Here is a 15,073-nt window from a genome sequence, read left to right as displayed (position 1 = left end):
TCTCACGTGTCAACGGTTTCTGATAGGCTGAACAAGGATTACGAGCGAAATTTGCCGCCGGGGCAGTTGGAATGCCCGCGCCAAGAGGGGAAAGCATGTCGGAAAATAGTTTCCGTAATTCCGGCATAGCGGCAGTTGCCGCTCTCGCCGGGGTATCGACTGGAACAGTGTCGAAGGCCTTGAACGGTACAGGCCAGCTGCGGGAGTCCACCCGGCTGCGTGTCCGCGCGGCGGCGGAAGAGGTTGGCTGGTTGCCCAATGGCGCAGCGCGAAGCATCCGCAGCGGCAGGACCTACACCGTCGGGGTCATCACCACCGACAGCTACGGCCGTTTCAGCATCCCCATACTGCGCGGGGTGGAGGACGCCCTGGGCCTGGGCGAAATGCTCTGCTTCCTTTGCGACAGCCGGGACGATCCCATCCGTGAACAGCACTACCTCCGCACGCTCCTGGCGCGGCAGGTGGACGGGATCATTGCTGTCGGGCGCAAAGTGGACCCGCGGACACCGCTCGGGGAAAACCTGCCCGTTCCGGTCATCTACGCCTTCGCGCCCTCCACCGATCCGCAGGACTGCTCCGTCACCGCCGACGAACGCGGCGGCGCGCGCCGCGCCGTGGACCATTTGGTGAAGACCGGCAGGCGACGGATCGCGCACATCACGGGCCTGGAGAACCATGCGTCCGCTGCCCTGCGCGCGGAAGGCTTCCTGGCCGCCATGGCTGACCAGGGGCTGGAGCCCGTGGGGGATGTCTGGTACGGAAGCTGGAGTGAGGAATGGGGCCACAACGGGGTGCGTGCGCTGCTCGCCAACCACCCGGACGTGGATGCCATTTTCTGCGGCAGCGACCAGATTGCCCGGGGCGCCGCCTACGAGCTGGAGCGGCACGGCCGGTCGATCCCTGACGACGTGGCGCTGATCGGGGTGGACAACTGGTCCCCGTTCACTGACGGGTACCGGCCGCATCTTTCCAGCGTGGACCTGAACCTTTCCGCCATTGGCCGGCGCGCCGGTGAGGCCCTGCTGGCGGCCCTGGACGGGCAGCCCCGGCCGGGTACCCGCATCGTTGACTGCGACCTCATCGTGCGGGAGTCATCCGGTCCGCGGAGGTGACCTGCCGGGCCGCCTCAAGGATTACGTTCGCGGGCCCGGGACTTGCGGTGCCGGTGATGGAGTTCGTAGTGGTCGAAGACATCGGACGAGGTGTCGCCCTCATGGCCGAATTTTCCGCGCAGCACTTCCGCCAGGTCATCCAGGGCCGCGCTGAGCATCCGGCCGGCAAACTGCAGTTCCGCGTTGCTGCCGGCCTGGGCGTCGGAGGCCAGCCGGTGGGCGTACGCAAGGGTGGCCGGCAGCGACCCACGCTGCTCGGCCTCGTGGAAGTAGTAGGTCTCGTTGAAGGACAGGAGATCGATGCTCACCGCTGCCACGTTCTCCGCCATCGATTCCAGCAATCCCGCGGCGTGGCCCGCCTCCAGCGAGGCGATGCCGGCGGGCCCCGCTGCTTCCCGGAACAGGTTCAGCTGGTGGGCCAGCGCCCGGCGCCGGCTGAGTGCCGGGTACGTCTGCAGGATCCAGGACACGGTGGCGGTGAGCAGGCCAAAACCGGCCACCGCCTGGAACGCCATGACCAGCCTGAGGAGCGGATGGACGGCCACGATTTCGCCGAACCCTGCGGTGGAGAGGGCCACCAGCGAGACGTAGAGGGCCTCGGCAAAATCGGCCTGGCGGGGGATGCCGTTCGAATAGGAAAAGCCGTCCGGCAGGTGGGGGAGGTACAGCAGCGCCCAGCCCACGGCGGCAAGGCCGGCCCAGGCGGCAATGACGGCCGCCATGGCCAATGGCGCCGCGGCGGACGAAGCCCCGCCCCTGACTTTCTTCGACCCCAGCCAGAACACGCGCATTATGGTGCGGCCCACCGGCCCCGAACCGTGCGGGTACAGCAGCGTCAGGAAGACGTCGGCGATCATCAGCAGGATCAGCGCCGCGCCAACCGCCGTCAACAGCACGCCCTCGAAGTTCATGCCTCATCTTAGGTGCCGCAGGATCGAGTGCCGGGGAGTGTGCGGGCCGCTCGCTAGGCTGGCGCCATGGACTTTCACCTTCGCCAGGCCAATCCGGAGGATGCCGAAACCGTGGTGCTCATGCAGACGCAGGCGCACGAGGAGTGCTACCCCCACCTGCTGTCGCCGGAGTTCTTCCGCCGGCGCAGGGCGGCCATCCCGGAACGTGTGGAACGGCGTCGGGCTTTCCTGGACTCCGACGAGCCGCGCATCCTTGCGTTCGACGCCGCCAACCAGCTGGTGGGCTACGCAGACGCCGGTCCCGGACGCGAGGATGATGCCCCTGAAGCGCTGGAACTGTACTCGATCTACACCCTCCGACGGACCTATGGGACTGGCCTGGGGGCAGCGCTGGTGAGCGCCGCCGTCGGCCCCGCTCCCACATACCTGTGGGTGCTGGAAGGCAATCCCCGCGCCTTGGCTTTCTATCTGAAGCAGGGGTTCCGGCCGGACGGGAAGCGCAACACCCTCCCGCCCGAGTGGGAGGCGCTGCCTGAATTCCGGCTGGTGCGGGGGCGGCTTACAGCACCTGCGCCAGGGACCGTCCCACGGTCAGGCCGGTGAAGATGCAGCCACCCAGAAAGGTGCCCTCGAGCGCGTTGTACCCGTGGGCGCCCCCGCCGCCGAAGCCCGCAGCCTCCCCGGCGGCGTAGAGCCCGGGAACGGCAGCGCCGTTTTCCCCCAGGGCCTGGCCGGACAGGTTTGTCTGGATCCCGCCCAGGCTTTTCCGCGTCACCACGTGCAGCCGGACGGCGATCAGCGGGCCGGCGGCCGGGTCCAGGATCCGGTGCGGCTTCACGGTCCGGAAAAGCCGGTCTCCCAAAAAGCGGCGGCTGTTCCGGATGCCCGTCACCTGGGCATCCTTGGAATAAGGGTTCCGTATTTCGGCGTCCCGCTCCTCGATCTGCCGCCGGAGGTGCCCAGGGTCCAGCAGCGGCTCCTCTGTCAGCCCGTTCATCCCTCGAACCAGGTCCGCCAGGTTGTCGGCCACCACAAAGTCGGCGCCGTGCTCCTTGAACGCCTCGATGGGACCGGATGCGCCGCGGCCCAGCCTGGTGCGCAGCAGCAGTTTGAGGTCCCGGTTGGTGATGTCCGGATTCTGTTCGGAGCCGGAGAGGGCAAATTCCTTTTCGATCATCCGCTGGTTGAGGATGAACCACGAATGGCTGTACTGCTGGATGTCAGGGGTGGTCCGCAGGAGGCGCAGAGTGCCCAGGGTGTCGTATCCGGGAAGCGCGGGGGAGGGGAGCCGGCGGCCCAGGGCATCGAACCACAGCGACGACGGTCCCGGCAGGATCCGGATGGCGTGGCCCGGCCAGATGGGGGCCCAGTTTTGGATTCCCTCGGTGTAGTGCCACATGCGGTCCCGGTTCACCAGCCGCACTCCCGACCCGTCCGCGATGTCCAGCATCCTGCCGTCCACGTGCTGCGGCACGCCGGTGACCATTTTCGCCGGCGGCGTCCCCAGCCGCTCCGGCCACCAGCGGCGCACCTGCTCGTGGTTCCCGCCGATCCCGCCGGACGCCACCACCACCGCCTGGGCGTGCAGCTCGAATTCCTCAACAACGTCCCGGCTGGAGGACACCCCGCGCGGGGAGTCATCCGGTGCCAGCACCGAGCCCCGCACCCCGGTGACCGTGCCGCCGTCGTACGTTAAGCCGTCCACCCGGTGCCGGAAGAAAAACCTGATGCTGCCCGCCGCAGCTGCTGCGCGGGCCTTGTCCGCGAAGGGTTCGGAAACCCCGGTGCCCGTGCCCCACGGGACGTGGAAGCGGGGGACCGAGTTGCCGTGGCCGCCGGCCCGGCCGTCGCCGCGCTCCGCCCACCCCACCAGCGGGGTGAACCGGACGCCCTGCTCCTGCAGCCACGCCCGCTTCTCACCGGCGGCAAACTCCACGTAGGCACGGCCCCACTGCTGCGCCCACTCATCCTCCGGGTGCGGGCCGGCGAACCGGTCCCACTGCGCCGATCCCTGCCAGTCCTGCCACGCAAGCTCAACAGAGTCTTTGACGCCCAGCCGGCGCTGCATAGGGGTGTCCACCAGGAAGAGCCCGCCGAGTGACCAGAACGCCTGGCCGCCCAGGTTGGCGGCGTTCTCCTGGTCCACGATGGCCACGCGCTTGCCGGCGCGCACCAGCTCGGTGCCTGCTACAAGCCCGGCCAGCCCGCCGCCGATGATGATGACGTCCGCGTCCATCCAATACCTGCCCCGGTTGAGGTAACTGAGAGTCCCGTACAACCTACAACGGCGCGCCCGCCGGGCGGTTGTGGGCACGCTGGAGCCGGGCGCACAATGGCTCTCACCTGACCGGCTGGCATTCTGGTCTCCGCGTCGCGGTCACCCACCCGGTCCCGGCAGAAATGAGGTGGATGATGGCTGGCGGAGCAGATGAATCCGGTGACGACATGGTGGTGGGCCGGACCAACGAGAGCGAGGAACGGACCTTGCTTGTCGCCACCAACGGCGACAACGCGCCGGGAGGGTACGCCGAGGACTTCGTGCTCAACGTCTCCACCAAGGGAGACAAAGTCCTGGTCTCCACGCCCCACGGTGTGGACGGGATCCATGCCAAGGGCACGGTGGCGTTCCCCACCGGCGGTGCGATCGGAACCATCCCCGCCGGAAATGGCCTGGTGGCGCAGGGACGCAACGGCGCCGTGGGCTATGTGCACGAGGCCGCCCGGGACAAACCGCTGGAAGCTTCCGTGGGCGCCGGGCTGCTGGGCGTCGGCGGCACCACCAACGCCGGGGTGTTCGGGTCAGGCCAGAACGGCGTGGTGGGCTACGAACAGGCAACTGCCCGCGACACCGCCTTCGAGGCGTCGCAAAAGGCCGGCGTGCTGGGCCGCGGTGAAACGGGCGTCAGTGGCGACGGCGCGAACGGGCCCGGCGTTTTTGGCAGGGGAGTGCCGGGGGTGCACGGCATCTCCGGGACCGGACCCGGGCTCCTTGGCGACGGCCAGACCGGCGTGGTGGCCACAGGGCAGGATGGGCCCGGCGTGATCGCGTCCTCGCCCAGGGAGCAGGGCGCCGTGCTGGAATCGCGGCAGATGGCCCAGCTCCTGCTGGTTCCGCTCCGCATGGAAAACCCCTTGGCGCTGCCGCGGTCAACGGCAGGGGAGCTGCTGGCCACCGTGTGGCCGGACCGGGAACAGCGCGGTGTCGAGATCACCAGCCTGTGGTTCTGCACCGTGGGCGGCACCCCCGCGCAGGCGAACTGGGTGAAGCTGGCGTAGGGTCGCGCCGTTCGCCGTAAATCCGGTACCGCTCGGCGCGCCAATAGTTCGTTTGCTGATGAATTGCATGATGATTGCCCAAGGCAAGGGCCCGGCACACCAGGCCTTTCGCCTCTGGATCGATCAGACATCGACGTCATCGACAAGCAAAGGGAATCAACCATGGGCTTCCTGGACCGTGACCACTCCATTGCCCCGCCGGGCTTCAACCGCTGGCTGGTCCCGCCGGCGGCGCTCGCCGTCCATCTGTGCATTGGCCAGGCGTACGCCACCAGCGTGTACAAGACGGCGCTGGTCAAGCACTTCGGTGCCAGCCTCACCGAGGTGGGCGTGATCTTCTCCATCGCCATCGTCATGCTGGGACTTTCCGCCGCGGTGATGGGCACCTGGGTGGACACCAACGGCCCACGCAAGGCCATGTTCACGTCCGCGATGTTCTGGGTGGGCGGCTTCCTCATCGGCTCGGTGGGCATCTTCACCCGGCAGCTGTGGCTGGTGTACCTGGGCTACGGCGTAGTGGGCGGCATCGGGCTGGGCATCGGCTACATCTCGCCGGTGTCCACGCTGATCAAGTGGTTCCCGGACCGGCCGGGCCTGGCCACCGGCATGGCGATCATGGGCTTCGGCGGCGGGGCGTTGATCGCCAGTCCGGTCTCGCAGGCCCTGCTCAAGGCGTACGATCCCAACTCCGGCGCCCAGGGCTGGGTTGCCAGCGGTGATGCCGTGGGCAAGCTCTTCCTGACCCTCGCCGTCGTCTATCTCGTCTACATGCTGTTCGGTGCGTTCACGGTCCGGGTGCCGGCCGACGGGTGGCGGCCCGCCGGATTCGACCCCTCCAAGGTCAAGGCGGCCAAGCTGGTGACCACCGAGAACGTCTCGGCGAAGAACGCCATCAAGACCCGTCAGTTCTGGCTGGTGTGGGTGGCCCTGTTCTGCAACGTCACGGCAGGCATCGGCATCCTGGAGCAGGCGGCGCCCATGATCCAGGACTTCTTCCGGCAGTCCGACGGCAAGTCCCTGGTGAGCGCCGGCGTGGCCGCGGGCTTCGTGGGGCTGCTGTCCATCGGCAACATGTCCGGCCGGTTCGCTTGGTCCGCCACGTCCGACATCACGGGCCGCAAGCGGATCTACATGGTGTACCTGGGCGTGGGCGCCGTGCTCTACACGGTGCTGGCGCTCGCCGGGTCCAGCGCCACTGCCCTGTACGTGGCGCTCGCCTTCGTCATCATTTCCTTCTACGGGGGCGGCTTCGCCACGGTCCCGGCCTACCTGCGGGACCTGTTCGGAACGTTCCAGGTGGGCGCCATCCACGGCCGGCTGTTGACTGCCTGGTCCGCCGCGGGCGTGGCCGGGCCACTGATCGTCAACAGCATCCTGGATGCGCAGGGCAAGCCCGGGCAGCTCAACGCGGCGTCCTACCAGCCGGCGCTGCTGACCATGGTGGCGCTGCTGGTGGTCGGCTTTGTGGCCAACCTGCTGGTCAAGCCCGTCGATGCCCGTTTCCATGAATCCCGCCCCGAGCGGCACAAATCCACCTTGGAGGCCTGACATGAGCAGCACCGCACCCACCCACGGCGCCCACCAGCCGGTCAACAAGTCCACCGGAAGGCTGGTCGTGGCCTGGATCCTGGTGGGGATCCCGCTGGCTTACGGCGTCTTCCAGACCCTGACCCAGGTGGCGGCGCTGTTCGGCTGAGCCGCCTGCACGGTTCCGCGCCGCGTCCGGCGTCACGCAGAGCAGGCTTTTGCAGGAGCGGACGACGGCGGGGCCCGGGTTTCCGGGGTCATGCCGCCGTTCGCTGGCCTAAAGCGTGCCGTCCGCGACGCCGCGGCCCCGCTGAGTCAGGCTGCTGCGGGCTTTGCGAGCCGTCGGCGCAGGATGGTTGCCGTCACCCAGGTCACCAGGCTGCAGGCCGCGGCTCCCCAAAGGATGTCCGTGACCGCCACCAGCGCGGTGAAGTCCTTCAGGACCGCGAACCCGGTCAGGGCCCAGGTTGCGTAGGTGAAGAAGCCGAACAGGGCGGCGCCGGTGACGCGCTGCCGCAGCGTCGCTTCGGGGTGGTTCGGCCGGACGCCGTAGTGCACCATGCCGGCCACGAAGATGACATAGAACAGCACCGCGCCCGGCAGGTTGGCCTTGGGCGCCAGGATGTCGCCGATCTGGCTCTGGTACAGCGGATTGGCCACCAGCAGGATCCACGCCACGTCCAGCACGGCGAAGATCAGGGCGCTGACGACGTAGGCGGTCAGCCAGTTCTTGGTGCGGGGGCTCATGCTTGGCTCCTTGCGTCGGTGTACAGGTGTTCCACGAAGTGGCGGGCGCGTTCGGTGAAGACGGTTCGTTTGAGCTTCATGGTGGGGGTCACCATGCCCTGGGATTCGTTGAGGTCGGCCAGCAGCAGGACGAACTTACGCACCTGTTCGGACCGGGCCAGCCTGGCGTTCGCGGCGCTGACCGCCTTGCCCACCACGCTCAGCAGCCGGGCGTCCTCAACCTGCACCGCTCCGCCGTCCGCCGGAATCCGGAGCCCGGCGAGGTCCGCGATGCCTTCGCGCCCTGCCCACGCCGCCACGGACTCCGGGTCCAGGAGCACCAGTCCGCCCAGGTACGGCTTGCCTTCGCCGACCATGACGGCGTGGGCCACCAAGGGATCGCCCTCCACGTACCCCTCCCAGATAGCGGGGGTGACAGTCTTGCCGCCGGCGGTGACAATCACGTCCTTGATCCGGCCCTGGAGCGTCAGCCGGCCGTCCGCATCCAGGGAGCCGAGGTCGCCGGTGCGGAAAAATCCGTCCACGAACGCCCCGTCGTTGTCCGCCTCGCTGCGGTACCCGGCGAAAACACCGACGCCCCGCGCCAGCACTTCACCGTCGCCGGAGATGCGCAGCGTGGTCCCGGGCATCGGTACGCCCACGGATCCGGAGCGGATGGCCCCGGGGAGGTTGCCGGTCAGCGGGGCTGTGGTCTCGGTCAGGCCGTAACCTTCGATCACGGGCAGGCCCAGGCCGCGGAAGAACAGGGACAGCTCGGCATCCAGTGCGCCGGCGCCGGAAAGCAGGCAGTCCAGCCTGCCACCCACCAGCGCCCGGAGCCGGGCGTAGAAGAGCCGGTCGAACGCAGCCCGCCGCGCCCGCAGGCCCAGCGGGGCACTGACGGAGGCATCGGCGTCGTGCGCTTCCGCAAACCTGCCCCACTCCACGGCGGTCCGCTGGGCAACAGCCCACACCCTGCCGAGGTGCTTCTGGGCAGCGGCAGCCGCGGCAGATGCCTGGATCTTCTGCAGTACCCGGGGGACCACCACCAGGAAAGTGGGCCGGAGTGCGCCGAGGGCAGGCACCACGTCGCGGGGGTCGGCCAGGTGCGCGATGCGCATGCCGCTGGCCAGGCAGATCAGCTGCAGACCGCGGGCCAGGACGTGCGCCATGGGCAGGAAGATGATGGTGTTGCCGCCCTCGCGGACCACGCTGGTGTAGGCGGCGCCCACGTTGAGGATCTGGCCCACGAAGTTGCCGTGGGTGATCAGGGCGCCCTTGGGGGCTGCGGTGGTGCCGGAGGTGTAGACGATGGTGGCCACCGAGTCCAGGTCCGGCAGCAGGCGGCGCTGTTCCACGTCGCTGTCCGGGATATGGGTACCGAGCCGGACCAGGGCGGCCAGGTCGGTGTCCGGGCGGGCATCCATGGTCCACACGCCCAGGTGCGCCCTGCCCGTGGCGGCAAAACCCTGCTCCAGCAGTGACGCGTGCGCGGCGGTGCCGGCGATGGCCAGGCGGATGCCGGCGTCGTCCAGGATGGCCGTCACCTGGGGCTGGGCGGAGGTTTCGTAGATGGGAACCACGACGGCGGCGGCGAACCAGGCTGCCATGTCCGCCACGGCCCATTCGTACCGGGTGGGGGACATGATGGCCATGGAGTCGCCGGGCTGCAGCCCGGCGGCGATCAGGCCCTTGGCCAGCTCGCGGACCTCGTCCACGAACTGCCGGGTGGTCACCTGCCGCCACGGATCGGTGATGGCGGAGCCGCTGCCCCGCACCTCGAAGGCAATGTGGTCCGGGGAGGTGCGGACGCGGTGCATCAGCAGGTCGGTGGCGTTCCGGTGGCCGGACAGGTCCGCCAGCGGCGGGGAGGTGAACTCTCTCACGGGGCGTCTTTCTTGGAAAGGGAGTGCAGGTGGTCCTGCATGAGGGTCAGTGCAACGTTGAGGAAATCCACCACGGCGTCCTGCCGGGCGGAGGGCAGCGCCTCGATGTGCCGGTTGGTGGCGTCCATGAGGGGGCGCATCAAATCCACAATGCCTGCGGCGGCTGCCGGTGTGGCGCTGACGTGAACGTGCCGCCGGTCCTCCCCGGAGCGGAGCCGTTCGGCATAGCCCTTGGTTTCCAGCCGGCTCACGATCGCGGTGGTGGTGGCCGCGGTGGCGCCCAGGGTTTCGGCCAGCGTGCCCACCGTGACCGGCCCGGACTGGGCCAGCGCGGAAAGGGCGCGGTAGTCGGTGAGGTTCAGGTCCAGGCTCCGGGCCACTTCCCGTTCGGTTTCGTTGGCGAGGTTGAACAGGGCCTGCAGCGCAATGGCGGCCGGGTGATGGCTGGACACTGGCCCTCCTTCGCTCGTTGGCTTATATAGTAGTTATTGTTCTCTAGTCATCAAAAGTATTTGAATACAAGGAAGACTAGCAGGAGACAAGGACCTGCCGTGCAGCAGCGCACGGCTGGCCAGGGGAAAGGAATCTATCCGTGAACGAAAAGAGCCGCAAGGCCCTCATCAGCACCATCATTGCCGTGGTGGTGGCCGTGCTCATCGCCCTCGCCGGATGCCAGGGCGGATCGAGGATCGGCGGGTTCCCCGTCTTCGCGCTGGGGGTTGCCATCGCCTTCGTGATCCAGTGGCTGGTGTTCATCCCGTCCTACAAGGCGCAGACGGAGAAGTTCTACGACCTCACCGGCGCCCTGACCTACATCTCCATCACCGTGTTCCTGGTGCTGGCGTCCCCGGGCGTGGACGCCCGCGGCATGCTGCTCGCGGCCATGGTGGTCCTGTGGGCCGCACGGCTGGGCAGTTTCCTGTTCCTGCGGATCAGCAAGCACGGCAAGGATGACCGCTTCGACGAGCTCAAGCCGGACTTCTTCCGCTTCCTGAACACCTGGACCATCCAGGGCCTTTGGGTGGTCCTCACCGCTGCCCTTGCATGGGTTGCCATCACGTCGGACAAGAAGGTGGGGCTGGACTGGTTCTTCTGGGTGGGCCTGCTGGTGTGGCTGGTGGGCATCAGCATCGAGACGGCAGCGGACGTGCAGAAGAACCGGTTCAAGAATGACCCGGCCAACAAGGGCCGCTTCATCAGCACCGGCCTGTGGTCCAAGTCCCGCCACCCCAACTACTTCGGCGAAATCACGCTGTGGGTGGGCGTTGCCATCATTGCCCTGCCCGTCCTGCAGGGCTGGCAGTGGGCGGCCCTGGTGTCCCCGGTGTTCGTGACCCTTCTGCTGACCAAGGGCAGCGGTGTGCCGCCCCTGGAAAAGAAGGCGGACAAAAAGTGGGGCGGCCAGGCCGACTACGAGGAATACAAGAAGAACACGCCCGTGCTGGTGCCCAAGCTGAAGTAGGGAAAGCACGACGACGGCACCCGGCCGGGGTGCGGACCCGTGGAAGAAGCGGCATGGGGGAGGTCTCCCCATGCCGCTTCCGCGTATGCGGCGGGGCGCGTTGCCTAAGCCGTGGACATGGAGATAACACCCGCGGGTTCCGCCCAACCAATGAAATCCCTGCTCTATTGGCGCAAGAGCATGATCAACGGCGCCAAGACAGTTCCGGTCATCCTGGCCATGGACGCGGCAGCAACGCTGGGCATGTATGACGCCGCCGGGGTGCCGGTGTTTTCCCTGCCCGCGTCCCAGGCATCGGTCCGTTTCACGTCCATGGGGACCATGGTGGTGACCGCGCACGGGCGGCAGTACGACGTCGTGGGCGTGGGCGCGTCCCTGTCGCCGAGCCCCTCGCCCTGGCAGGTGGCGGAAATGACCGCTGATGCCGGTGGCCGCATGGACCCCACCGCGATCGGCCGCGCCGGTTCGGCCGGAGCTGCCATGAGCGGGGCCGGCGGCCTGGGTGCGGTGGCGGGCGTGGCCGGCGGCGCCGCAATGATGTTCGCCTATTACCAGGGCCTGGACGCCATCAAAGCCTGGCAGGCGGCGCTCCCCGGCGCCGGCGCCACCGTCCGGACGAGTTCCATGAAGGCCGGGCTCTATGTCTCCCTGGGTGTCGTAGCCGCCGTCGTCATCGGCCTCGTGGTGGCGCTGAGCCTCAAATAGCCGCGCCCCGCCCCTCGCGCGTGGCAGGACCGACGGCGGCATCCGGAACCAGGTGCCGTCGTCGTCCGTTCATCAGTTACGATTTAACCCATCAAGGGGAGTACTCCCGTCTGTGAGTGGCCCGTCAATACGGATGCAGCGACGCATCCCGGGCCACCGGCTCCGGTTTCCACCGGGCGGAGGAGACCTTGGCGTACATGACAGCGCCTACCCTTTGGAGTACCCGCCATGCAGGTAACACCCCTCGTCTGGATCATCACCATTGCCGTGACCATCCTGTTCTTCGTTTACGAATTCTTCGCCCACGTCCGCAAACCGCACGAGCCGTCAATCGGCGAATCGGCGCGCTGGTCGGCGTTCTACATTGGACTTGCGCTCGTGTTCGGCGTCGGGATCGGAGCCGTTTCGGGCTGGACCTACGGCGGCGAATACTTCGCGGGCTACCTCACCGAAAAAGCCCTGTCCGTGGACAATCTGTTCGTCTTCCTCATCGTGATGACCGGGTTCGCCGTGCCCAAGAAGTACCAGCAGAAGGTGCTGATGGTGGGCATCATCATCGCCCTCATTCTGCGCGGCGGGTTCATCGCCATCGGTGCCGCGCTGATCGAAAACTTCTCCTGGGTGTTCTACATCTTCGGCGCCCTGCTGCTGGTCCTCGCGTACCGGCAGGCGTTCGGGAGCCATGACGCCAACCCGGCTGACGGCAAATTCATGCAACTTGTGCGCCGCGTCCTGCCGGTCACCCCGGACTACCACCGGGACCGGCTCACCGTGAAGCAGGACGGGAAGCGCTTTGTGACCCCCATGCTGCTGACCATCATCGCCATTGGCTTCGTGGACTTGATCTTCGCCGTCGATTCGATCCCCGCGATCTACGGCCTGACCAGCGAGGCCTACATCGTCTTCACCGCCAACGCCTTCGCCCTGATGGGCCTGCGGCAGCTGTTCTTCCTCATCGGCGGGCTGCTGGAACGCCTGGTCTACCTGGCGCAGGGGCTCGCCGTCATCCTCGCGTTCATTGGCGTCAAACTGGTCTTCCACGCCCTGCACGTCAACGAACTGCCCTTCATCAACGGCGGCCAGCCGCTCCTGTGGGTGCCGGAGATCCCCATCTGGCTCTCGCTGCTCTTCATCGCCGCCACCATCCTGGTGGCCACGGTGGCCAGCCTGGTCAAGACCCGCGGCGGGTCCGGCGACGGCGGACATGCGGTCCACGCTGGGGCCGGTGCCGCCGAAGGCGAGGACGAGGATTTCACCGCGCGCATCCCGCGGTAAACGGCCCCTACCTGGGGTTGTGCAGCGGAATGGATTCCATGTGCTCGGGAACGCGGACCCTCCAGCCGAGCTGGCGTTTGATCCGGGTCCGGAGGGCATCGGAGGCATCCGGCTCGCCGTGGGTCACGTAGGTCATGGCCGGTGCCTGGGGTGCGGCCTTCATCCAGTCGATCAGTTCGTCGGCGTCGGCGTGCGCGGACAGTCCTTCCATCTGGATGACTTCCGCTTCGACCGCTACGTCCTGGCGATAGACCCTGACGTGTTGTGCGCCGGCGGCAAGGGAAGCGCCCCTGGTGCCCCCGGCCTGGTATCCGCTGAGGATGATGGCGTTTCGCCGGTCAGGCCCGTATGCCGCAAGGTGGTGCAGGATCCTGCCGCCGGTGAGCATGCCGCTGGCGGAGATGATGATCATGGGGCCGCCGCGGAGGTTGAGCAGTTTCGATTCGTCAGGGCTCCGGACGGGCGTCGCCACCTTGTACATGGCCTCGAACTCGTTGGGCTTGAGCCGGTGCTCTTCCCGGTGCCGCTGGTACATGTCGGACGCGTCGATGGCCATGGGGCTGTTGAGGTAGACCGGGATGGAGGGGATGGCGTGCTTGGCCAGCAGACGCGCGATGTGCAGCAAGACTGTTTCGGCCCTGCCCACTGCGAACGCTGCGATGAGGATGACGCCTTGCCGTTTGGCCACCCTGGTGATGATCTCGCCGAGCTCAGCTTCAGGGTCGCCGGCCGGGTGCGCACGGTTCCCGTAGGTGGACTCCGTGACCAGGACGTCCACCGGCTCAAGGCCGCGCGGCGGGTACATCAGGGGGTCGTGGGCGCGGCCCAGGTCTCCCGTGAAGTGGACGGTGCGCCCGGCCATTTTGAGCCGGACCTGGGCGGCGCCGAGGATATGGCCGGCGGGAAGGAACGTCGCTTCAATGCCTCCGGGGAGGGGGACCAGGGTGTCGAAGTCCCGCGCTTTGAAGTTGTTCAGTGACCGGACGGCGTCCTTGGCAGTGTAAAGCGGCCTGGGGGGATGATGGATGGAGGACGCCCTGTGGGCTGCATAGCGGGCTTCCTCTTCCTGGAGGTAGCCGCTGTCCGGAAGCAGCAGCGTGCAAAGCTCCGAGGTTCCAGGTGTCGCATAGACCGGGCCGTGGAACCCGTCCCGTACCAGGGCAGGGATGTATCCGCTGTGGTCCAGGTGGGCGTGGGTGAGGACGACGGCGTCGATGGTGGCTGGCGTGGCGTGGAACGGTATGCGGTTACGGTCGCGGAGGAGCTTATAGCCCTGGAAGAGCCCACAGTCCACCAGGATTTGGTGGCCCTGGGAGCGGATGAGGTACCGGGAGCCCGTCACCGTGTCCGTCGCGCCGAGAAACTGCAGCACCGGGGGATGCCTTTCGCCCATACCTGCTCCTGTCCATAGCGCCGCGGCGCAGGAGGTCACGGCATCGGCCGCGGGTGGTAGGACGCTTCGTCGGTTCCGTGGCAGGGGCTTCGCCGGGTGCGGCGCGGACTTCCAGGCCCGCCTTCAGTTAATACCTGCGGGCGGCGGCCTGATAGGGACAAAAGGCCCGGCTGCGGCACCGCCGCTCCGGGTGACAGGGACGGCAGCAATACTGAAAATCCGCCGGGTGAAATGGTCCCGACCCCTTTTTATCGGACAGGACCGGACGTAGAATTGAGGCGCCTGCAGGTAACCATCAGATGACGCCGGGTTGTTCAGGACATGCGAATGTCCGAGCCTTCTCTTAGCGAGATCGCGAAGGTACCTGCAGGTTTTGCGTGCCTGGTGCAGAGGCGGGGACGACGGCGGCAGCCGCGCCGGGTGCCGCGGGCCCGGCGTCGTGGGGCAGACTTGGGGGTGCTCCCCAACGAAAGCAGGATCCCGTGATTACCCTCCAGCAGGACGCCGACGGCTTCATCCGGATGAACCGGCACTACCCGGCCAGCGTCCGGATCCGGATCGCCTTCAACGACGGCAGCACCGGCGAGTTCTCCGGCAAGACACTCAACGACGCTTACGACACCGCGCTCGCGGAGTTCCGCGCCTCGAACGGACTCGACGCCAAAGGATTCAGCCGTGCCCCGGCAGGGCGCACCAACGCAGGCAACAAGCTGGACTTTGTTCCTGTCCATCCGGGCATGGGGGACTAGGGTGTGTCTCCTAAAGCTGTGAGCCAGATGCTGATTGCTCGGAGGACTGCT

15 protein-coding genes are annotated in these 15,073 nt (G+C 67.5%); 9 read left to right on the top strand and 6 right to left on the bottom strand.

The genetic code is table 11. The features are described 5' to 3' along the window. The first annotated feature begins 71 nt into the window (after positions 1-71). Positions 72-1,112, top strand: coding sequence for a LacI family DNA-binding transcriptional regulator (locus tag HNO81_RS16930; RefSeq protein ID WP_175319271.1), 1,041 nt, complete (start codon positions 72-74; stop codon positions 1,110-1,112). A gap of 14 nt (positions 1,113-1,126) precedes the next feature. On the opposite strand, the gene HNO81_RS16925 is transcribed toward HNO81_RS16930, so the two are convergent. After that, a complete protein-coding gene (locus HNO81_RS16925; protein ID WP_175319270.1) occupies positions 1,127-2,023 on the bottom strand; it encodes a potassium channel family protein in 897 nt (298 codons plus the stop codon). A gap of 66 nt (positions 2,024-2,089) precedes the next feature. Here HNO81_RS16925 and HNO81_RS16920 point away from each other — a divergent pair, with 66 nt between their 5' ends. After that, positions 2,090-2,626, top strand: a complete 537-nt coding sequence (locus HNO81_RS16920; RefSeq protein ID WP_175319269.1) for a GNAT family N-acetyltransferase — start codon at positions 2,090-2,092, stop codon at positions 2,624-2,626. On the opposite strand, the gene HNO81_RS16915 is transcribed toward HNO81_RS16920, so the two are convergent. Continuing rightward, positions 2,583-4,259, bottom strand: a complete 1,677-nt coding sequence (locus HNO81_RS16915; protein WP_175319268.1) for an FAD-binding dehydrogenase — start codon at positions 4,257-4,259, stop codon at positions 2,583-2,585. The two genes, HNO81_RS16920 and HNO81_RS16915, sit on opposite strands and share 44 nt — an antisense overlap. 176 nt (positions 4,260-4,435) lie before the next feature. Between HNO81_RS16915 and HNO81_RS16910 the strand changes: the two genes are divergently transcribed. The 3 genes from HNO81_RS16910 (at position 4,436) to HNO81_RS16900 (ending at position 6,995) form a co-directional block, all read left to right on the top strand. Continuing rightward, positions 4,436-5,299, top strand: a complete 864-nt coding sequence (locus HNO81_RS16910) for a hypothetical protein (RefSeq protein ID WP_175319267.1) — start codon at positions 4,436-4,438, stop codon at positions 5,297-5,299. 162 nt (positions 5,300-5,461) lie between these two features. Next, positions 5,462-6,847, top strand: a complete 1,386-nt coding sequence (locus HNO81_RS16905) for an OFA family MFS transporter (protein WP_175319266.1) — start codon at positions 5,462-5,464, stop codon at positions 6,845-6,847. Position 6,848: 1 nt separating this feature from the next. After that, positions 6,849-6,995: a hypothetical protein gene (locus HNO81_RS16900; RefSeq protein WP_175319265.1), complete on the top strand. Its 147-nt coding sequence runs from the start codon at positions 6,849-6,851 to the stop codon at positions 6,993-6,995. Between the two features lie 146 nt (positions 6,996-7,141). Here HNO81_RS16900 and HNO81_RS16895 read toward each other — a convergent pair whose 3' ends face one another. Genes HNO81_RS16895 through HNO81_RS16885 form a run of 3 tightly spaced genes read right to left on the bottom strand, consistent with a single transcriptional unit; the run spans position 7,142 to position 9,890 of the window. Next, complete coding sequence (locus tag HNO81_RS16895; protein WP_175319264.1) at positions 7,142-7,573, bottom strand: DUF2177 family protein; 432 nt, start codon at positions 7,571-7,573, stop codon at positions 7,142-7,144. Beyond that, a complete protein-coding gene (locus HNO81_RS16890; protein ID WP_175319263.1) occupies positions 7,570-9,438 on the bottom strand; it encodes an AMP-dependent synthetase/ligase in 1,869 nt (622 codons plus the stop codon). The genes HNO81_RS16895 and HNO81_RS16890 overlap by 4 nt, the downstream gene beginning before the upstream one ends. Next, the gene (locus HNO81_RS16885; RefSeq protein WP_175319262.1) at positions 9,435-9,890 is read right to left on the bottom strand and encodes a MarR family transcriptional regulator; all 456 of its coding nucleotides are present in this window, start codon (positions 9,888-9,890) and stop codon (positions 9,435-9,437) included. Before HNO81_RS16885 ends, HNO81_RS16890 begins: the two co-directional genes overlap by 4 nt. Before the next feature lie 140 nt (positions 9,891-10,030). On the opposite strand from HNO81_RS16885, the gene HNO81_RS16880 reads away from it, so the two are divergent. From HNO81_RS16880 to HNO81_RS16870, 3 genes are all read left to right on the top strand, one after another. After that, on the top strand, positions 10,031-10,900 hold the full coding sequence (locus HNO81_RS16880) for a DUF1295 domain-containing protein (protein WP_175319261.1): 870 nt from the start codon (positions 10,031-10,033) through the stop codon (positions 10,898-10,900). Between the two features lie 117 nt (positions 10,901-11,017). Continuing rightward, a complete protein-coding gene (locus HNO81_RS16875) occupies positions 11,018-11,605 on the top strand; it encodes a hypothetical protein (RefSeq protein ID WP_254703540.1) in 588 nt (195 codons plus the stop codon). 228 nt (positions 11,606-11,833) lie between these two features. After that, positions 11,834-12,880, top strand: coding sequence for a TerC family protein (locus HNO81_RS16870; RefSeq protein WP_254703539.1), 1,047 nt, complete (start codon positions 11,834-11,836; stop codon positions 12,878-12,880). A 7-nt stretch (positions 12,881-12,887) separates the two neighbouring features. On the opposite strand, the gene HNO81_RS16865 is transcribed toward HNO81_RS16870, so the two are convergent. Continuing rightward, positions 12,888-14,273, bottom strand: coding sequence for an MBL fold metallo-hydrolase RNA specificity domain-containing protein (locus HNO81_RS16865; protein ID WP_175319260.1), 1,386 nt, complete (start codon positions 14,271-14,273; stop codon positions 12,888-12,890). 482 nt (positions 14,274-14,755) lie between these two features. On the opposite strand from HNO81_RS16865, the gene HNO81_RS16860 reads away from it, so the two are divergent. After that, positions 14,756-15,022, top strand: a complete 267-nt coding sequence (locus tag HNO81_RS16860) for a hypothetical protein (protein WP_175319259.1) — start codon at positions 14,756-14,758, stop codon at positions 15,020-15,022. Positions 15,023-15,073 lie beyond the last annotated feature (51 nt).

This window comes from Pseudarthrobacter sp. C4D7 (assembly GCF_013359725.1).
GTDB lineage: Bacteria > Actinomycetota > Actinomycetes > Actinomycetales > Micrococcaceae > Arthrobacter.
The sequence above is the reverse complement of the archived record's forward strand: the minus strand, read 5'-3'. Positions and strand labels throughout refer to the sequence as shown.